The 16,908-nt window shown below is 34.1% G+C and carries 16 protein-coding genes; 12 read left to right on the top strand and 4 right to left on the bottom strand.

Translation table 11 applies throughout. The features are described from left to right. Positions 1-162: 162 nt before the first annotated feature. Positions 163-1,146 (bottom strand): alpha/beta hydrolase fold domain-containing protein, encoded by a 984-nt coding sequence (locus ACTCDL_RS07635; protein ID WP_463175562.1) that lies wholly within the window; start codon positions 1,144-1,146, stop codon positions 163-165. A 46-nt stretch (positions 1,147-1,192) separates the two neighbouring features. Further along, positions 1,193-3,187, bottom strand: a complete 1,995-nt coding sequence (locus ACTCDL_RS07640) for an FAD-dependent oxidoreductase (protein WP_463175577.1) — start codon at positions 3,185-3,187, stop codon at positions 1,193-1,195. A gap of 348 nt (positions 3,188-3,535) precedes the next feature. On the opposite strand from ACTCDL_RS07640, the gene ACTCDL_RS07645 reads away from it, so the two are divergent. From ACTCDL_RS07645 to ACTCDL_RS07695, 11 genes are all read left to right on the top strand, one after another. Continuing rightward, on the top strand, positions 3,536-4,078 hold the full coding sequence (locus ACTCDL_RS07645; protein ID WP_463175563.1) for a PadR family transcriptional regulator: 543 nt from the start codon (positions 3,536-3,538) through the stop codon (positions 4,076-4,078). A 191-nt stretch (positions 4,079-4,269) separates the two neighbouring features. Further along, the gene (locus ACTCDL_RS07650; protein ID WP_463175564.1) at positions 4,270-4,686 is read left to right on the top strand and encodes an RrF2 family transcriptional regulator; all 417 of its coding nucleotides are present in this window, start codon (positions 4,270-4,272) and stop codon (positions 4,684-4,686) included. Positions 4,687-4,814: 128 nt separating this feature from the next. Next, the gene (cooS, locus tag ACTCDL_RS07655) at positions 4,815-6,695 is read left to right on the top strand and encodes an anaerobic carbon-monoxide dehydrogenase catalytic subunit (protein WP_463175565.1); all 1,881 of its coding nucleotides are present in this window, start codon (positions 4,815-4,817) and stop codon (positions 6,693-6,695) included. 223 nt (positions 6,696-6,918) lie between these two features. Then, entirely contained in the window at positions 6,919-7,368 is a 450-nt protein-coding gene (locus ACTCDL_RS07660; protein ID WP_463175566.1) for a 4Fe-4S dicluster domain-containing protein, read from the top strand. Beyond that, complete coding sequence (locus ACTCDL_RS07665; RefSeq protein ID WP_463175567.1) at positions 7,365-8,615, top strand: NAD(P)/FAD-dependent oxidoreductase; 1,251 nt, start codon at positions 7,365-7,367, stop codon at positions 8,613-8,615. The genes ACTCDL_RS07660 and ACTCDL_RS07665 overlap by 4 nt, the downstream gene beginning before the upstream one ends. A 339-nt stretch (positions 8,616-8,954) precedes the next feature. Further along, positions 8,955-9,314 (top strand): GerAB/ArcD/ProY family transporter, encoded by a 360-nt coding sequence (locus ACTCDL_RS07670; RefSeq protein WP_463175568.1) that lies wholly within the window; start codon positions 8,955-8,957, stop codon positions 9,312-9,314. Positions 9,315-9,479: 165 nt separating this feature from the next. Then, complete coding sequence (locus ACTCDL_RS07675) at positions 9,480-10,409, top strand: ABC transporter ATP-binding protein (protein WP_463175569.1); 930 nt, start codon at positions 9,480-9,482, stop codon at positions 10,407-10,409. Continuing rightward, a complete protein-coding gene (locus ACTCDL_RS07680) occupies positions 10,402-11,163 on the top strand; it encodes an ABC transporter permease (protein WP_463175570.1) in 762 nt (253 codons plus the stop codon). Before ACTCDL_RS07675 ends, ACTCDL_RS07680 begins: the two co-directional genes overlap by 8 nt. 242 nt (positions 11,164-11,405) lie before the next feature. Further along, positions 11,406-12,668: an HD domain-containing protein gene (locus ACTCDL_RS07685; protein ID WP_463175571.1), complete on the top strand. Its 1,263-nt coding sequence runs from the start codon at positions 11,406-11,408 to the stop codon at positions 12,666-12,668. Positions 12,669-12,951: 283 nt separating this feature from the next. Continuing rightward, complete coding sequence (locus ACTCDL_RS07690) at positions 12,952-13,278, top strand: DUF4870 domain-containing protein (protein WP_463175572.1); 327 nt, start codon at positions 12,952-12,954, stop codon at positions 13,276-13,278. 245 nt (positions 13,279-13,523) lie between these two features. Then, entirely contained in the window at positions 13,524-13,721 is a 198-nt protein-coding gene (locus ACTCDL_RS07695; RefSeq protein ID WP_463175578.1) for a cold-shock protein, read from the top strand. A gap of 27 nt (positions 13,722-13,748) precedes the next feature. Here ACTCDL_RS07695 and ACTCDL_RS07700 read toward each other — a convergent pair whose 3' ends face one another. Further along, on the bottom strand, positions 13,749-14,837 hold the full coding sequence (locus tag ACTCDL_RS07700; RefSeq protein ID WP_463175573.1) for a GerAB/ArcD/ProY family transporter: 1,089 nt from the start codon (positions 14,835-14,837) through the stop codon (positions 13,749-13,751). Positions 14,838-15,210: 373 nt separating this feature from the next. On the opposite strand from ACTCDL_RS07700, the gene ACTCDL_RS07705 reads away from it, so the two are divergent. After that, complete coding sequence (locus ACTCDL_RS07705; RefSeq protein WP_463175574.1) at positions 15,211-15,750, top strand: carboxymuconolactone decarboxylase family protein; 540 nt, start codon at positions 15,211-15,213, stop codon at positions 15,748-15,750. A gap of 26 nt (positions 15,751-15,776) precedes the next feature. On the opposite strand, the gene ACTCDL_RS07710 is transcribed toward ACTCDL_RS07705, so the two are convergent. Continuing rightward, positions 15,777-16,265 carry a ferritin family protein gene (locus tag ACTCDL_RS07710; protein WP_463175576.1) on the bottom strand — a complete coding sequence of 163 codons (489 nt, stop codon included), beginning with the start codon at positions 16,263-16,265 and terminating at the stop codon, positions 15,777-15,779. Between the last annotated feature and the right edge of the window lie 643 nt (positions 16,266-16,908).

A 16,908-nucleotide genomic window follows, 5' to 3' on the forward strand; every position in this document is an offset into this window, starting at 1 on the left:
AGATTAAAATATTAATTAATCTTTTAGTTTTATTTGCGTAAATTCGGTAGATTCGTTGCTGAAAGTTATCTTTTAAGGTTTTTAGTTAAGAACTTAAAGATATTAAATTATTAGGATATTTAAATTACATTCTAAAGTTGTTTATCTATAATATTTTTGTATTTATTTAAAGTGCTTATCGAAAAAGTCAATTATAACCTTCATCACTTCAGGTTGATTCCAGTAAACCCCGCCATGACCAGCACCTTTGACAAGATATCGGGTAGATTCAATACCTTTTTCTACTAATGCTTGATGTAAAATTTCAGTTTGGCTTGGAGATACAAGTCTATCTTGGTCTCCATGCATCAACAGAAAAGGAGGAGTCTGCTTAGAAATATAGCTAATTGGGTTTGCAGCTTGAGCTTTCTCTTTATTGGCTAAGATTCCACCATCTTGACCTCCAAAGACAGGGCTACCATTGACCCATAGAGCTTCTGTAGCTCCAGCTGATTTATGTGCTTGCTGTACTTTTTGAGAATAATCATCTCCAATCTTTGTTAAATCAGATAATCCATACAGATCAACAACGCCTTGGATATCACTACTCTGCTTTAAATTATCACCTTGATCAAACTGCTTTATTCCATTAGTAGTACCAGTTATTGCAGCTAGATATCCACCTGCTGAATCTCCCATTACTCCAATTTTATTAGGATCTATATTAAACTGCTCAGCATGGGCTTTAAGGTAACGGATTGCTGTTTTGACATCTTCTAAAGGTTGAGGAAAAGTAACAGTAGGAGCAACCCGATATTCAATGCTAGCAACTACATAATCGGCTTGGGCAAGCTTCATTCTCTGTTGAATATAGCTATCTTTATTGGCAGAAATAAAACCTCCACCAGGGATGTAAATAATCGCTGGCATTTTCTTATCCTTTTCTGGTTTTAAGATATCCATCTTCATAGCAACATTATTATAGCCAGCTATAGGTACTTGTTCATAAACAACATCTGAAATTAACTGAATTAAAGGGTCTTTTAGTTGAACATTGAGATTCTGGTTTGTTAGATTATTATTCTGAGCCAAAACATCACCTCCAAAATTTGATATTAATAAGCAGGCTAATATTATTGTTAAAACAATCATTCTATTTAAGTACATTTAGCCACCCCTTCTAATTAGTAGTTTACTTAATTGAATTTTTAAATTAGATATGGTTAGCCACTTCAAAAGCATCCCAGATACCATACATAATATTTGATACCTTTTTAGCATCACCTAATAGATATATCTCTGGGATATCAAATTTTAATTGTTGGTATAAAGAATCTTCTGATTGATAACCAATAGCTAAAATCACACTATCACAAGCAAGTTCTTGCTCTGATTGATCTACCTTAATTTTAAGCTGATTATTTTTATAGCTAGTGGCTGTTGCGTTGGTAATTACTTCAATATTGTGATAAGGAATTAATTCCTCTAGCATCTCACTATTGGCATGGCATAAAGGACCATTGTTTTGAAGTAAATTATCCATTGTCTCTACAATGGTAACGTCCTTGCCTTGTTGAGCTAGCCAGAGTGCTGTTTCACAGCCAACCAGTCCTCCACCGATAATAACTGTTTTATCTCCACAGCCTTTTTCTTTATTTAATACTTCAGTAGCGGTCAAGACCTGCTGATCATTACCTAAGGGGATCACTTTAGGTGTAGAACCTGTAGCGATAATAACTACATCATAGTTAGCAGCTAAGACTGACTCTTTGGTAGCTGTAGTATTATATTTAACAGATACCTCTAGCTTCTCTAATTGATGAGTATACCAATTAGCTAATGCAATATCATCTTCTTTAAAGTCAGGAGCACCTCCAGGGATTAAGTTACCACCTAATCTATCGGTCTTTTCTATTAATTCTACTTGATGACCTCTAAGTGCTAAAACTCTAGCAGCTTCACAACCAGCCACTCCGCCACCTATAACCAAGACTTTCTTTTGCTTTAGAATTGGATTATAGGCTGTCACTCGTTCACGACAGGCTTGGGGGTTGACTGCACAGTTTAAGATTGAATATTCTTGAATCCGACCCATACAGCCTTCTTGGCAAGAGATACAAGGACGGATATCCTCTACCTGTCCGCAACGGAGTTTATTGACATAATCAGGGTCAGCCAATAAAGGACGACCTAAACTAATAATATCACAGGTTCCATCAGCAATTGCTTCTGTTGCCATCTGGGGATTATCCATTCGTCCAGCACAGATAATTGGAACATCGACATTTTCCTTCATTAACTTTGCATATGGTCGATATAACCCTTTCGCTTGATACATTGGGGGATGGCTCCACCACCAAGAGTCATAAGAGCCTACATCAACATCTAAAGCATCATAGCCATAAGAGACTAATAGTTGAGCTGCTTTAATTCCTTCATCTAAATCACGACCCTGCTCTTCAAACTCTTCACCGGGCAAGGCTCCATCTCGTAAACCTTTAATAAAGCTTTTAGGACTATAACGTAAAGTGACTGGAAAATCTTTCCCACAACGTTCTTTAATCTCCTCTACAATCTCTCTAGCAAAACGGAGTCTATTCTCTAAAGAACCACCATATTCATCATCGCGATGATTGAACAGAGAGATAGCAAATTGGTCAATTAAGTAACCTTCATGGACAGCATGGATTTGAACCCCATCAAAGCCAGCTCGTTTAGCATTATAAGCCCCTTCTCCAAATTTCTTGACAATAGTCTGAATCTCCTCAACTGTTAATGCACGACAGGTCTTATCAAGCCATCTGTGTTGAATAGGTGATGGTGCTACTGGAGGGTACTCTCCTAAATTGGTGGGGATAGTCACTCGACCAAAGCCACCAGACAGTTGTAAAAAGACCTTGGACTGATAAGCATGAATTCTTTCAGTCATTTCTTTGGCTGTTCTGATAAAGTGAACAGGATTATGGGTTGGACAAGGAACACTAGGCATTCCATGCTCTTCTATCTCATTATCTACAAAGGTAACCCCTGTAATAATTAGACCAGTGCCTCCTTTAGCTCGCTGAGTATAATAATCAATTCCTCGTTGGTTAAATCCACCTTCTGCATCACCCAATCCTAAAGGTCCCATTGGTGCAAGGGCAAACCGGTTTTTAAGCTCCAAAGAACCAATTTTGGTTGGTGTAAATAAATTTTTATAGTCTATCATTACTTCTCCTTTCTTCTTCATAATTTGTTAAGTATTACTATTTTAACACCTTATAATAAATATATCACGCAAAATCAAACATGTCAATATTGACATGTTTGATTTACATTTTCCTAGTTAATGATATAATATATAGATAGTGCGACACTTTTTATAATGGTAAATTTACTAGCCACAGGTTTCAACCTGTGGTGATGATGATATGTTACACTACGGGTTAAAACCCGTAGCTAAAACTTAAAAGTGTCGTAATATACCCATAGTCTGATAATTAAATATATATAAATTAGAGTTAAAGAAAATAAATATATTGATTTCCTAAGTATTAAAGATTACAGGAGGTATATAATGAGAACATTAAAATATGCAATTTTAGGATTAATTAATCGCCATCCAAGTACAGGTTATGATATTACTAAAGAATTTAAGGCTGAGTTAGGTAATTTCTGGAGAGCAAGGCATAGTCAAATCTATCCAGAGTTAAAGAGGTTAGTCGATGAAGGTTTAATAGAATATGAGACTGTAATTGCAGGAGAATCCCTAGAAAAGAAGGTCTATTCGCTTAAGGATAAAGGTAGAGAGGAGTTATTAGAATGGTTAAATAAGGATGAGAAGATGGTTCCAACTGCTAAAGATAAGTTTAGATTACGAATGTATTTCTCAAGTAATATAGAGCGAGAAGATTTAATTGAATTATTAGAGAGTCAATTAAGGCAAAGAAAGGAGAAACTGGCTACTTTAAAGGAGAAAATGGATGGATATAGTGAAGTACCCCAGTTTGGAAGTCAAGAATTTGGTGATTATCTAGTATTAGAGAGTGCAATTTTACGTGAAGAGGCTTATGTAGAGTGGTTAGAGCGTTCTATCAAACGTTGTAATCAAAGTAGCTAAACCACTATGATGGGGAAAGGTTTTGAAAGTAAGTTTATTAAAGAAGTAATAAAAATCCAAATTAGATCAACTTCAACGCTTTGATAATGATAATCATTTATAATTTTATCCAATCATTGACATAAGTATACCTGATTGGTATAATTTAATTGTCACTAAGTTGCTCTATGATTAAGAAATGAGGTAATTAAATGAGACTAAGTCAGGCAGCAGATTATGCCTTACGTGCTGTATTATATTTAGCAAGGCAAGGAGAAGGAACTATAGTAGATGCACAGACTATCTGTGAAGATGAGAAGATTCCAAAAAGATTTCTCTTAAAGATCTTTAGAGAGTTGGCTCAAACTAGGATTATTGAATCTTATCGTGGCAAGAATGGTGGCTATGCTTTAGCATTAGACCCAGCTAAGATAACTTTAAGGGATGTAATTGAAGCAGTAGATGGACCGATTGTAGTCAATCGTTGTTTGATCGATCCTGCTGAGTGCAATAAGATAAATGGTAATTCATGTGGGACCTGTACAATTCATGGAGCTTTATTTGATGTTCAACAGACAATTGTTAGCAAGTTAGATGAGTATAGCTTTGCAGATTTATTGAAGAGCTAATAGTTATATTTATGCTATTGGCTAAATATTTTATTTAAAAGTATACTAAAAAAGTATATTTATAATATCTATTTTGTTTTTTAACTAAAAGTATACAAGAATAGTATAGTTTATAAGGGGGATTTATAATGGTTAAAGAAAGATGTACTTCTGCTGATTGTAGGTTATGTGACTTTTTAGATAGTAAGCCAGATTTGGAGACTTCATTCAATCGTGAACCACAGCAGTCTGTAAAATGTGGTTTTGGAAAGAAGGGGGTTTGTTGTCGTCTCTGCTCTAATGGACCTTGTCGAATTACTCCTAAATCACCAAGAGGAGTCTGTGGTGCCGATGCTGATACAATTGTAGGTCGTAATTTCCTAAGAAATGTAGCTGCAGGAGCAGCCTGTTATCTCCATGTAGTTGAGAATACAGCTAATAATTTAAGAGAAGCTGGTCTAGGTAATTATGCTACAGAGTTAAAGGGATTAGAGATGTTGGATGAATTGGCTGAGCTTTTTGAAGTTGAGGCTGAAGATATAAATGATAAAGCAGTTCAAGTAGCCGAGAAGGTATTGGCTGATCTATATAAGCCACGTTATCAGAAGATGGAGTTAGTAGAGAAACTAGCTTATGAACCAAGGCTTAAGAAGTGGAAAGAGCTAGATATTATGCCAGGTGGAGCTAAATCAGAAGTTTTTGATGCCCTTGTGAAGACAAGTACGAATCTATCTAGTGATCCAGTGGATATGTTAATGCATGTACTTAATTTAGGAATCTCTACAGGATTATATGGATTACATATGACTAACTTACTCAATGATGTAATGTTAGGAGAGCCAGAAATCACTCAAGATAAGGTTGGATTTAAGGTTGTAAATGAAGACTATATCAACATTGTAGTAACAGGTCATCAACATACTATGATTGCCCATTTACAGGATGCTTTAGTGACAGAGGAAGCTACTAAACTGGCTCAAGAGGTTGGAGCAAAAGGGTTTAAGATAGTTGGTTCTACTTGTGTAGGTCAAGACTTACAGTTACGTGGAGCTCATTATAAGGATGTCTTTGCTGGTCATGCTGGTAATAACTATACTAGTGAAGCTTTAGTAGCAACTGGAGGAATTGACTTAATAGTATCAGAGTTTAACTGTACTATTCCTGGTTTAGAATTGGTAGCTCAAGAGTATGATGTCAAGATGATTGCAATTGATGATGTAGCTAAGAAAGCAAGTGCTGAAATGATTAAGTTTGACCCAGCTAAAGCACCTGAAATTACTGATAAGCTGATTAAAGCAGCAGTAGAGAGCTATCAGAATCGCCGTAGCCAGGTTGAGATTGATATTCCAAAGGATCATGGTTATGATGATGTAGTAACTGGTGTTAGTGAAAAATCCTTACGCAAGTTCTTAGGAGGAAATTATCAAGCATTAATCGATTTAATTGCTAGTGGTAAGATTAAAGGTGTAGCTGCTGTAGTAGGATGTTCTAACTTGACAGCCAAAGGTCATGATGTCTTTTCGGTAGGATTGACTAAGGAGCTTATTAAGCGTGATATCTTAGTATTATCTGCTGGTTGTACTACAGGAGGATTAGAGAACTGTGGATTGGTCTCACCAAGTGCAGCAAGCTTAGCAGGTGATAACTTAAGAGAGGTCTGTGAAGAGTTAGGCATACCTCCTGTATTGAACTTTGGTCCTTGTCTATCAATTGGTCGGGTAGAGCAGGTTGCTGTGGAGCTAGCTAAAGCATTAGAAGTTGATTTACCACAACTTCCAGCAGTTTTATCAGCTCCTCAATGGTTAGAAGAACAGGCTTTAGCTGATGGTGCCTTTGGATTGGCTTTAGGATTGCCATTGCATTTAGCTTTACCTCCTTTTGTTACAGGAAGTGAGATTATAGTTGATACTTTAACTAAGAGTCTACCTGAAATTACAGGAGGACAACTAATTATAGATACAGAGATTGAGAGTAGTGCTGATAAGTTAGAAGAGATTATTCTTAACCGTAGAGTTGGATTGGGATTATAAGATTGAGATAATATAGAGATATTACGACACTTTGTGTCGAGTGTGAGCTATGAGTGTGAGTGTGTGTAAAACTTCTTTTTTGGGGTTTACTCACACTCACACACCCACTCACGCTAATTTTAAAAATGTCGCAATCTACTCATTAAACGATAATTTATATATTTAAAATTAAATTATATTCAAATGAATATTGGGTTCATAATCAGCCAAAAGGGGTGAGTATATGAAACGTATATATATAGATCGTCAATTATGTGAAGCCTGTAAAGGTTGTACGTTAGCTTGTATGGCTAAAAGTAATAATACTGATATTGATAGTCTGAATTTATCAGATACTACTAATCAAAGTGCTAATTTAGTTGAGCAGAGCAATCAGGGGGAACTCTCTCCACTTTTCTGTCGCCATTGTGATCACCCAGAATGTGTGGAAGCCTGTATGTCTGGTGCTTTAACTAAGGATCAAGAGAGTGGAATTGTCTCCTTAGATCAGGATAGATGTGCTGGGTGTTGGATGTGTGTAATGAGCTGTTCCTATGGAATGATTAAGCAGGACACCAAATCCAATGTTGCTTTTAAGTGTGACTTATGCAAGGATAGAGAAGAGTCTGCCTGTATTGAGAATTGTCCTACAGGGGCCATACAATTAATTGAAGTAGAGGAGGGGAGAGTATGAAATATGTAATTGTAGGTGCTAGTGCAGCAGGAATAAGTGCTGCTAAGAAGCTAAGGGAGTTGGATGATGATAGTGAGATAACTATCATCTCTAAGGATACTAAGGTCTACTCTCGCTGTATGCTCCATTATCTAATTGGTGGGCAGAGAGATGTAGATCAATTAAACTTTACTCCAAAGGACTTCTTTATAGAGAATAAAATTAATTGGTTTAAAGGAAAGACGGTTACTTCTGTTCTTCCAAATCAAAAATCACTCCTCTTAGAAAGTGGAGAGAATATCAATTATGATAAGTTATTATTAGCTACAGGAGCAAGCTCCTTCTTCCCACCTATTGACAATTTAGCTGAAACTGAAGATATTTATGGTTTAAGAAATTTAGGTGATGCTCTAGAGATTAAAGAGAAGGCAGAAGAGGTTCAACAAGCGATAGTTATTGGGGCAGGACTGGTAGGAGTAGATGCAGCGATAGGATTGGCTGAGCAAGGAGTTAAAGTAACTATTGTTGAGATGGCAGATAGAATCTTACCATTACAGCTAGATGCTAAAGCAGCTTCTAGATACCAAGCTAGGTTTGAAGATAAGGGAATTGAGATAGTTACTGGTGCTAGGGCTAATAAAGTCTTAGCTGATGCTAATAATTCTGTAAAAGGGTTGGAATTGGCTGATGGGCAGATAATAGATGGAAATTTAATTGTAGTGGCTACAGGCGTTAGACCTAATATAGATTTAATCAAAGAAACAGAGGTTAAAGTAGATCAGGGCATAGTAGTCGATGAATATCAACAGACTAATTTAGATGATATTTATGCTGCTGGAGATGTAGCACAATCTAAGGAGTCATTTAGCCAAGAATTGACCCTAACCCCTATTTGGCCTTTAGCTATTAAGCAAGGAGAAGTAGCTGCTTCTAATATGGCAGGAGTTACTACTAAACTTAGTGATAACTTTGCTTATCAAAATTCTATGAGATTTTTAGGGTTATCAACTATAACCTATGGATTGATTGATACAGATGATGATAATTATCAGGTTCTGCTTGTAGAGGATAAGGATAATTATCGAAAGTTAATTTTACAAGATGATAAACTAAAGGGGGCTATCTTTCAAGGAGAGATTGATGGCTCAGGTGTTTATGGCAGATTGGTTAAAGATGAGATTGGTTTGAGTGATAAATTAGATAATCTCTTCAATTTAAGCTATGCTGATTTCTTTAAAGAGAATAAAGATGGAGTTTTTAGTTATTGAGTTTAGACCTCGAAGCTTTCGAGGTCTTTTTTTACTTGTATTGGATAATAGTAACATAATTTGAATAAACTAAAGATACCTCAAATTATAATATATATAGATTGAATTAAAGAATTTCATTGATCAGAAATTAATAATTCAACTTATTTAACAACTAATCTAGCGAATTTACGCCAATTTAAAACAAAATTGATTTTAAAATATTAATTTAATTTTTTGCCTTTAATTCGTGTGATTCGTGTTAATTCGTTGCAAAAAATATTTTTTGATTCTTTAAAAAAACATTAGTTCAACTTATATAGTCAATTATTAGAAATAAACAGGAGGTTAGTCTGTATTTTGGTCTTTGATACTAATTTACTTTCTATATTAAGTTATCCTTTTTGTAGTCTAGGCACATTAATTATAGAGGGTTTAGGGGTTATTATTTTTGTAGCTTGGATTTCTGGAAATATCGTAAAAATTTCATTATATTATTTTATTAGTATCAGAAGTATAGCTGAGTGGTTTGAATTAAAGAGATGGAAGGGATTGATTGCTCCCTTTTCTATTATGATATTAATGATATCTATCTTTAAAAGTCAAGTTTCTTTGATTCAATTTCTTGGTACCGATTATTTTGTAGTAGGTTATTTAGTAATTCAAATACCAATCTTATTAGTAATAAGCATAGGCTATTTGACATCAAATAAAAAATAGTCTAAATCCTCTGCTGATACTGTTATTTGCACCTAATTCTCTTCTTTATTTTCCTCTATCTAGCTAAACTAGATTGTTTAGCTGAATATTTTAGATTGAAATTCGCTTAAATTTTTGATTATTTAACTTTAAAGAGTTATTATATTAATAAAGGAGGGATTGCGGATGTCAGTAGCTATTGAGATTCAAAATATTAATAAAAGATATGGAGATTTAGAAGCGTTAAAAGATATCAACTTAACGATTGATCAAGGAGAATTTTTTGGTTTATTAGGGCCTAATGGAGCCGGAAAGAGTACTTTGATTGGAATTTTGGGAGGCTTAGTTAATAAGGACTTTGGTAGAATTACTGTTTTGGGTAAGGATATTATCTCTAATTATAGAGAAACTAAGAAGTCTTTAGGGATTGTTCCTCAAGAGGTTACCTTTGATCCTTATTTTAATGTCAGAGAGACTCTTGAGATTCAATCTGGTTATTTTGGAATCAAAAATAATGATCACAAGATCAATGAACTTCTAGAGGCATTAGATCTGACTGATAAAGCAGAGATAGGACCACGCCAATTATCTGGTGGAATGAAAAGAAGGTTATTAATTGCTAAAGCCTTGGTACATGATCCAGAGATAATTGTCTTAGATGAGCCTACAGCAGGTGTAGATGTAGAGCTAAGAAATAGTCTATGGGATTATGTTATCAAGCTCAATCAACAAGGAAAGACGATTATTTTAACTACCCATTACTTAGAAGAGGCAGAGACCTTATGTGATCGAATTGCAATTATGAATAAAGGTGAGATAGTAAAAATTGATACTAAAGAGAATCTAATCAACTCAATTGATAAAAAGTTGGTCAGTGTTAAATTTGCTAATTCAGTTGCTGGACTAGCTGATAAATTAGCAGGAACTAACTGTAAAGTAGATGAAGATGATAATCGAATTGAGATAGAAGCAAGTAAAAATGATTTAAATGATCTGCTTCAATTCATTAATAATTTAGACTTACATATTGTTGATATGAATATAGAAAGTGCAAAATTAGAAGATGTCTTTATCAAGTTAACCAATCTAGGGAGTGAGAGTGATGATAATGAATAGTATTACTTTTTATAGTCTTGTTAAAAGAGAGGTGTCTAGGTTTGCTAAGGTTGCTATTCAGACTATCTTTGCGCCACTAATCTCTACTGGATTATATCTGATTATCTTTTCTTACTCTTTTAAGAGCAGAGAGGTTGTAGGATATGGAATCCCTTATATCAATTTTATCGTTCCAGGATTAATTATGATGAGTTTGATTCAAAACTCCTTTGCCAATACATCCTCATCTTTAATCGGTGCTAAGTACAATGGCAATATAGTCGATTTTTTATTGGCACCCTTCTCCTATATCGAACTTACTTTAGGTTTTATGATCGGTGGAATTGTTAGAGGTATGCTAGTAGGAAGTGTAATCTATCTAGTATCTATCTTATTTTATGGAGGCAAGGTTGCTCATCCTTTATTGGCAATCTTATTTGCTTTTTTGGTTTCGTCCACCTTCTCTCTATTAGGAATTATTGCAGGCTTATGGGCTGAGAAGTTCGACCATGTTTCGATCTTCTCAAATTTCTTTATTACCCCCTTAACTTTTTTAAGTGGAGTATTCTATTCTGTCAAAGGGCTACCTGGTATTTGGAGTAAGGTCTCCTTATTCAATCCAGTCTTCTATATGGTAGATGCTACTAGATATGCTTTTGTAGGACAGTCTGATATGAACCCAAGCTTATCACTAGTAATAATTACTGTGCTAGCTGTTGGACTATTAATGTTAGTTACTTATTTATTTAAAATCGGTTATAAGGTCAAAAGTTAAAGTAAATTAATAAAGATAGTTGATAAAATTATCAGCTATCTTTATTGATATTTTGGATTAGTAAATGAAATTATAGAGAGATAATGCGATACTTTTAGGAATCTGGAATCAGTAGTCAGGAATCCGTTATAAACACTGGTTTCAGATTCCTGATTCCCGACACGAAAGTGTATATCTACATAGTATTATATTTAAACTGGAATACATAGATAGCTAACTTAGAGCTAAAGGAGGTTGATGCTGTGAAAGAAAAGGTCTTTAAAGACCCAGTACATAACTTTGTTTATGTCTATGATCAAGTAATTTTAGATTTAATTGATAGTAAAGAGATGCAACGGTTAAGGAGGATTAAGCAACTTGGTATAGCTTATGTAACCTATCATGGTGCTGAACATAGTAGATTTGCCCATTCTTTAGGAACTTATGAGGTGATGAGAAAGATTTTATCAAAGCTAGCCCGTAAAGGAGAGCTAGTATTATCTGAGAAAGAAGAGTTATTATGTAAGGTGACAGCATTATTACATGATATAGGTCATGGTCCCTTCTCTCATTCTTTAGAGAGTGTCTTTGGTGGCAACCATGAGTTATGGAGTAAGAGGATTATAGCTGGCGATAGTGAGGTTAATATGATATTAGCAGAGGTTAGCCCTGATTTTGCCGACGAAGTAGTACAGGTTTTAGATGGAAGGCATCCTAATAAGCTGATAGTCAGTCTAGTCTCAAGCCAGATTGATGCCGATCGGATGGATTATCTATTACGCGACTCTCAAGCAACTGGGGTTATTTATGGTGACTTTGATTTAGATAGAATTATTAGGGTAATGAAGCCTACTGAAGATCAGGTCTTATTTAGAGAAGCAGGGATGCACTCTATCGAAGCTTATATTTTAGCCCGTTATGCCATGTATTGGCAGGTTTATTTCCATCCAACCAACCGTAGCGGAGAGATAATTTTAAAGAAGATATTTGAGCGAGTGCTTGACCTCTATCAAAAAGGGGCTAACTTTTATTTACCAAAGAGTTTAAGCAATGTGTTAAAAGGGAAGATGAATATAGCTGATTATCTAAGATTAGATGATTCTTTAATCTTGACCCTCTTTCAAGAATGGAGAGAGTGTTCTGATCCAATTTTAGCTGATTTAAGCTCTAGAATCTTAGATCGCAGACTCTTAAAGAGAATTGAATGTGAAGATAAAGATGGGTTATATGAGAGGTTAGAACCATTATTTGAGAAGGTAGGAATCAACCCTAAATATTACTTAGTTATAGATCATCCCTATCATATCCCTTATGATTACTATCAGCCAGAGGATGAGCATAGCAAGAATCCAATCTATTTACAGAGTAAGAGTGGAAGTATAAAAGAGCTCTCTCAGCTGTCAGATCCAGTGAAGGCTATAGCAGGTAAAAGAGAGGTCATGTATAATCTTTACTATCCAAGGGAGCTTATCTTAGCAGGTCAAGGAAAGGAATATCAAAAGATTCGCGATATATTAGGGGATTGATAAAATAACCTTTTAAATAAAACTTGAATATAATATAATTGATTATATTAACGTGCTGTGCTAATTAAGTCTTAATATAGATAATGTCTTTTTATGAGTATATTGGGACACTTTTAAAATTAGTGTGAGTGGGGGTGTGAGTGTGAGTAAACCCCAATAAAAAGAGATTTTACACACACTCACACCCATAGCTCACACTCGACACAAAGTGTCGTAATATCTTTGTATTGTATCAGTTTTTCTACTAGCACAAAGAGTTAGATTATTAGAGAGGAGTGAGATAATGTTAACTTCGGATCAGAAGATTTTGGCTACTATTGCTCATATAGGAATTTTATTTGGAGCACCTATTTTGGCTCCGTTACTGATTTTCTTTTTAAGTGAAGACTCTTTTGTTAAGGTTCAAGCTAAAGAAGCATTATACTTTCAAGGGGCAATGGTGGTGGCTACAGTAATCAGCGCAGTCTTAACTTTTGTGCTGATTGGCTTTGCATTTTTAGCAGTAATTGGTCCGCTATCGATCATTGCAGCTATTGTTGCTGTTGTCAAAGTATGGAATGATTATGACTTTTCTTATCCAATTACAGGTAAATGGGCTAGGAGATTGTAGTTATAGTAAATTTGACAATGAGATTCTAGAATGTTATCATAGTTAGAGCATATATAAAATAAAAAGGTTTTTGAAGGGGGATCTCTATGTTGAACTTAGGCGAAGCATTTGCCAAAGCGGGAGTTGTTGATGAAAGTAGAGTAGAGAAAGTTAATAAAGAAGCTAAAAAGGAAGCTAAGAAATCTAACAAAGTTAAAGCAAGTAAAAAGAATACTCAAGTAGTACCAGAAGATGCTGGAGAGAGATTGACAGGCACAGTAAAATGGTTTAATAGTGAAAAAGGATTCGGATTTATTGAAAGAGAAGGTGGAGATGATGTATTTGTTCACTTCTCTGCAATCAAAGAGGATGGATTTAGAAACCTTGAAGAAGGTGAAGCGGTAGAATTTTCTATTGAAGAGACTGATAAAGGACTACAAGCTCAGCATGTAGTTAAATTATAAATCTTAGAAGAGTGCTTAGGGGTTTTCCTAGACACTCTTTTTCTTTTTTTGGTAACAGAGTAATAAGAGTATAATTGGAATGGCTAATTCAAAGATAAGTTGAATATAATTTTCAGGTGATTCTTTGAGAAAAATCTGGAAGCTAACGGGGTTAAAAGAGTTAGTGGCGATTATAATTAATGCTAAGATAAATAAAATAAGGACAGGGTTTCTTTTTCTTATTTTGAAGGTGCTTGTAAATGACAATACAGAAGCATAACAGGTGAATGCCAACTTAATAATTCCAGTAATAAAGAGAATAATTGCTACTAGAGGGTCTATTCCATGGATTATTTCTCCTAAATTTATGATAGTGCTGATACTCATAATAGGAATATTGGTCTGTTGGGTTAGTTTAACCCCTAAAACAGTTATCATATTAATTATTGATAGGCAGATTAATATTCCTCCTATAATAGTACTAGTAAAAGAGATTTCATTGAGATAATCTCTAGATTTAATATAATGCCAAATCATCAAAAAAGTTATCATATCTCCAAAAGGAAATGTCAAAATTTGAGAAAATGAAACTTTAATGATAGGTTGTAATCCTTGATTTAATATGGGTTTTAAATTATCAAAATTTAATTGCCCAGAGCCGATTATCAACAAGATTCCCATGATAACTAGTGGAATAATTAAGAAGTATGTAATTACCTCTGTAAATCTAGCCATAGTCTCAATTCCCAAAAAGAGAAGGTAGAGAATAATTATTAAAATCATGATTTGAATTGATGACAATGAAGCATTTTCTAATAGGCGTGAATTTAAGAAAATGCTAATATTAAATAGATTCAATAAAGAGATATAGAGAAAATAGCAGGTATAAAGTAAGCCCAAAGGGGTTGAGATAAATCTTCCTAAGAGTACTTCTATTATCTCAATTAAGTTTTTATCTGGAAAACTAGCTTGTATTTGTAGATAGACTTTAATTAAGATAATTCCCATTAATAATGCCAGTAATACAGCAATCCAAGCATCCTGTTTAGCTTCTATCCCTATAGGATAAATAGTTGAGTTACCTATTATAAAGGTAAGCATTATGGCAAATAATTGATTATCACTGATAAATTTCATATATGAACCCCTTCTTAATTATTAAATGAGTTAATAAATTATTATAGGTATTTGAATTCAAAATAAAACTTAATCGGTATATTAGGACGTTTTTAGGAATCAGTAGTCAGGGACCAGTTATCAGTGAAATAGACTGATTCCAGATTCCTGATTCCCGACACGAAAGTGTCGCAATATATCCATTAAATTACACTTTAGACTTGGATATCTACATTTTTTAAGTTTAGAATAAATTTTATTGATGCTAGCCTGATATTTGTCTTATTTTGTGTATAAAGTGATAATATTAAACATAGATTTAATTTGATAATTCAAAGGGTTTATTGAATGAAAATCCTATATATAGTGGAAGATATATATAGGAGGTGTTAAAATGTCTAATTCAATTACTATAATTAAGGATAGGGTCGAGAGAATAGAGTTAGAAGAGTCGACTGGAATAGTTAAAGATGTTTTTTTAGATATTCAAGCAAACAAGGGGAGTATTCCCAATTTATTTAAGACTTTAGCTCATAAGCCACAAATTCTAAGGGCAACTTGGAATCGAATGAAGTCTATTATGAAGGATGAAAAACTGCCAGCTAAGGTCAAGAAGTTGGTAGCTTTACGAGTATCTATCTTAAATAATGCTGAATACTGTATCAACGCCCATTATAATGGACTACTACATTTGGGGTATCCACCAGAAATATTAGAACAGGTTAGAGAAGGCGATTATCAATTATTGACAAAGATAGAAGCAAGAATCTTAGAATTTGTAGATAAAGCCACCAATAATTTTTGGGAATTGGCTGATGATGATTTTGATGAGCTAGCTTTACAGCAAGAAGAGTTATTGGAGTTAGTAGCTGTAATCGATTTATTTTCAGGGTTAAATCGTGTTACAACAATATTGGATATACAAAAAGATTAACCTCAGTTGGAGGTTAATCTTTTTGTTTAAGATATAGTGCTCTTTAACACTTCTAGTTTTATCAAATGACGTTTCTCTTCAATTATTAGCTTTTCTAAAGCATCAAGGGTCTGCTCATCGGTCTCCATTTCTAATAATTCACTATAAAGTAGCAGAGAGTTCTTTTCAGCCTTAATCCCGACTTCAATTGCTTCAAGTAGATTGTGGGCGATATCATCAGTAACCTCTTCATCATCAGGAAATACCTTAGTATCAACCAAAGCACGTAAGTAGTTATTGACCTCTTGATCATAAAGGTAATCTCTAGTGATATTTGTATCCTCTTCATCAAAAACCTCTAATAATCTTTTAAAGTATTGATAATGCTCTTGTTCATCCTCTTGTAATTCCTTAAAGACTTTCTTTACCTCTGGCTCAGAATTTACTTCTACACATCTTCTGTAGAAAATCTCTCCTTGCTTTTCAACATTCATAGCAATCTTTAATATCTCTAAAGCGTTAAATTGAGTTGACATATTAAAAACACCTCCTCTCTCTATGATACTAAGTTTTAATAACTTTATCAATCATAGTTAATAAAGTAATACAATTCAAATAATTTTAATTGAGAGTAGATAGATATAATCCCCCCTAACTACTAAAGAAAGAAGTCCTATTTTAAAGTTTAGTATATATTATTTTGGATAAGAATAGTTTTATTTACTAAAAATAATAATTATAAGTATAAGATTGATCTTAGCAGATGAGTAAACTAAGGTAATTCAAATTGATTTTGATATTATTGAGAATTGTTTTATTTATTATAATATAGGTATGTGAATTCAAAATGAAACTTAATGAGTATATTGCGACATTTTTAAAATTAGCGTGAGTGGGTGTGTGAGTGTGAGTAAACCTCAATAAAAAGAAGTTTTACACACACTCACACTCATAGCTCACACTCGACACAAAGTGTCGCAATATCTCTCTATAGCCGCATGGTTAAATTTTATTCTAGATTCAAGAACCTATATAGATAAACAACTTTAGAATGTAATATAAAACCCACCTCACCCCTAACCCCTCTCCTCCTATCAGGAGAGGGGAATAAAAGATGCTTTAGTCCTCTCTCCTAAGGTAGGAGAGAGTTAGAGTGAGGTATGAAAGGTTTTGATTTAT

The organism is Orenia sp. (assembly GCF_055140805.1).

What these genes read in the sequence shown, in the direction of transcription:
- ACTCDL_RS07635 (WP_463175562.1), bottom strand. Translation starts at nt 1,146, where the DNA reads ATGTACTTAAATAGAATGATTGTTTTAACAATAATATTAGCCTGCTTA.
- ACTCDL_RS07640 (WP_463175577.1), bottom strand. Translation starts at nt 3,187, where the DNA reads ATGATAGACTATAAAAATTTATTTACACCAACCAAAATTGGTTCTTTG.
- ACTCDL_RS07645 (WP_463175563.1), top strand. Translation starts at nt 3,536, where the DNA reads ATGAGAACATTAAAATATGCAATTTTAGGATTAATTAATCGCCATCCA.
- ACTCDL_RS07650 (WP_463175564.1), top strand. Translation starts at nt 4,270, where the DNA reads ATGAGACTAAGTCAGGCAGCAGATTATGCCTTACGTGCTGTATTATAT.
- cooS (WP_463175565.1), top strand. Translation starts at nt 4,815, where the DNA reads ATGGTTAAAGAAAGATGTACTTCTGCTGATTGTAGGTTATGTGACTTT.
- ACTCDL_RS07660 (WP_463175566.1), top strand. Translation starts at nt 6,919, where the DNA reads ATGAAACGTATATATATAGATCGTCAATTATGTGAAGCCTGTAAAGGT.
- ACTCDL_RS07665 (WP_463175567.1), top strand. Translation starts at nt 7,365, where the DNA reads ATGAAATATGTAATTGTAGGTGCTAGTGCAGCAGGAATAAGTGCTGCT.
- ACTCDL_RS07675 (WP_463175569.1), top strand. Translation starts at nt 9,480, where the DNA reads ATGTCAGTAGCTATTGAGATTCAAAATATTAATAAAAGATATGGAGAT.
- ACTCDL_RS07680 (WP_463175570.1), top strand. Translation starts at nt 10,402, where the DNA reads ATGAATAGTATTACTTTTTATAGTCTTGTTAAAAGAGAGGTGTCTAGG.
- ACTCDL_RS07690 (WP_463175572.1), top strand. Translation starts at nt 12,952, where the DNA reads ATGTTAACTTCGGATCAGAAGATTTTGGCTACTATTGCTCATATAGGA.
- ACTCDL_RS07700 (WP_463175573.1), bottom strand. Translation starts at nt 14,837, where the DNA reads ATGAAATTTATCAGTGATAATCAATTATTTGCCATAATGCTTACCTTT.
- ACTCDL_RS07705 (WP_463175574.1), top strand. Translation starts at nt 15,211, where the DNA reads ATGTCTAATTCAATTACTATAATTAAGGATAGGGTCGAGAGAATAGAG.
- ACTCDL_RS07710 (WP_463175576.1), bottom strand. Translation starts at nt 16,265, where the DNA reads ATGTCAACTCAATTTAACGCTTTAGAGATATTAAAGATTGCTATGAAT.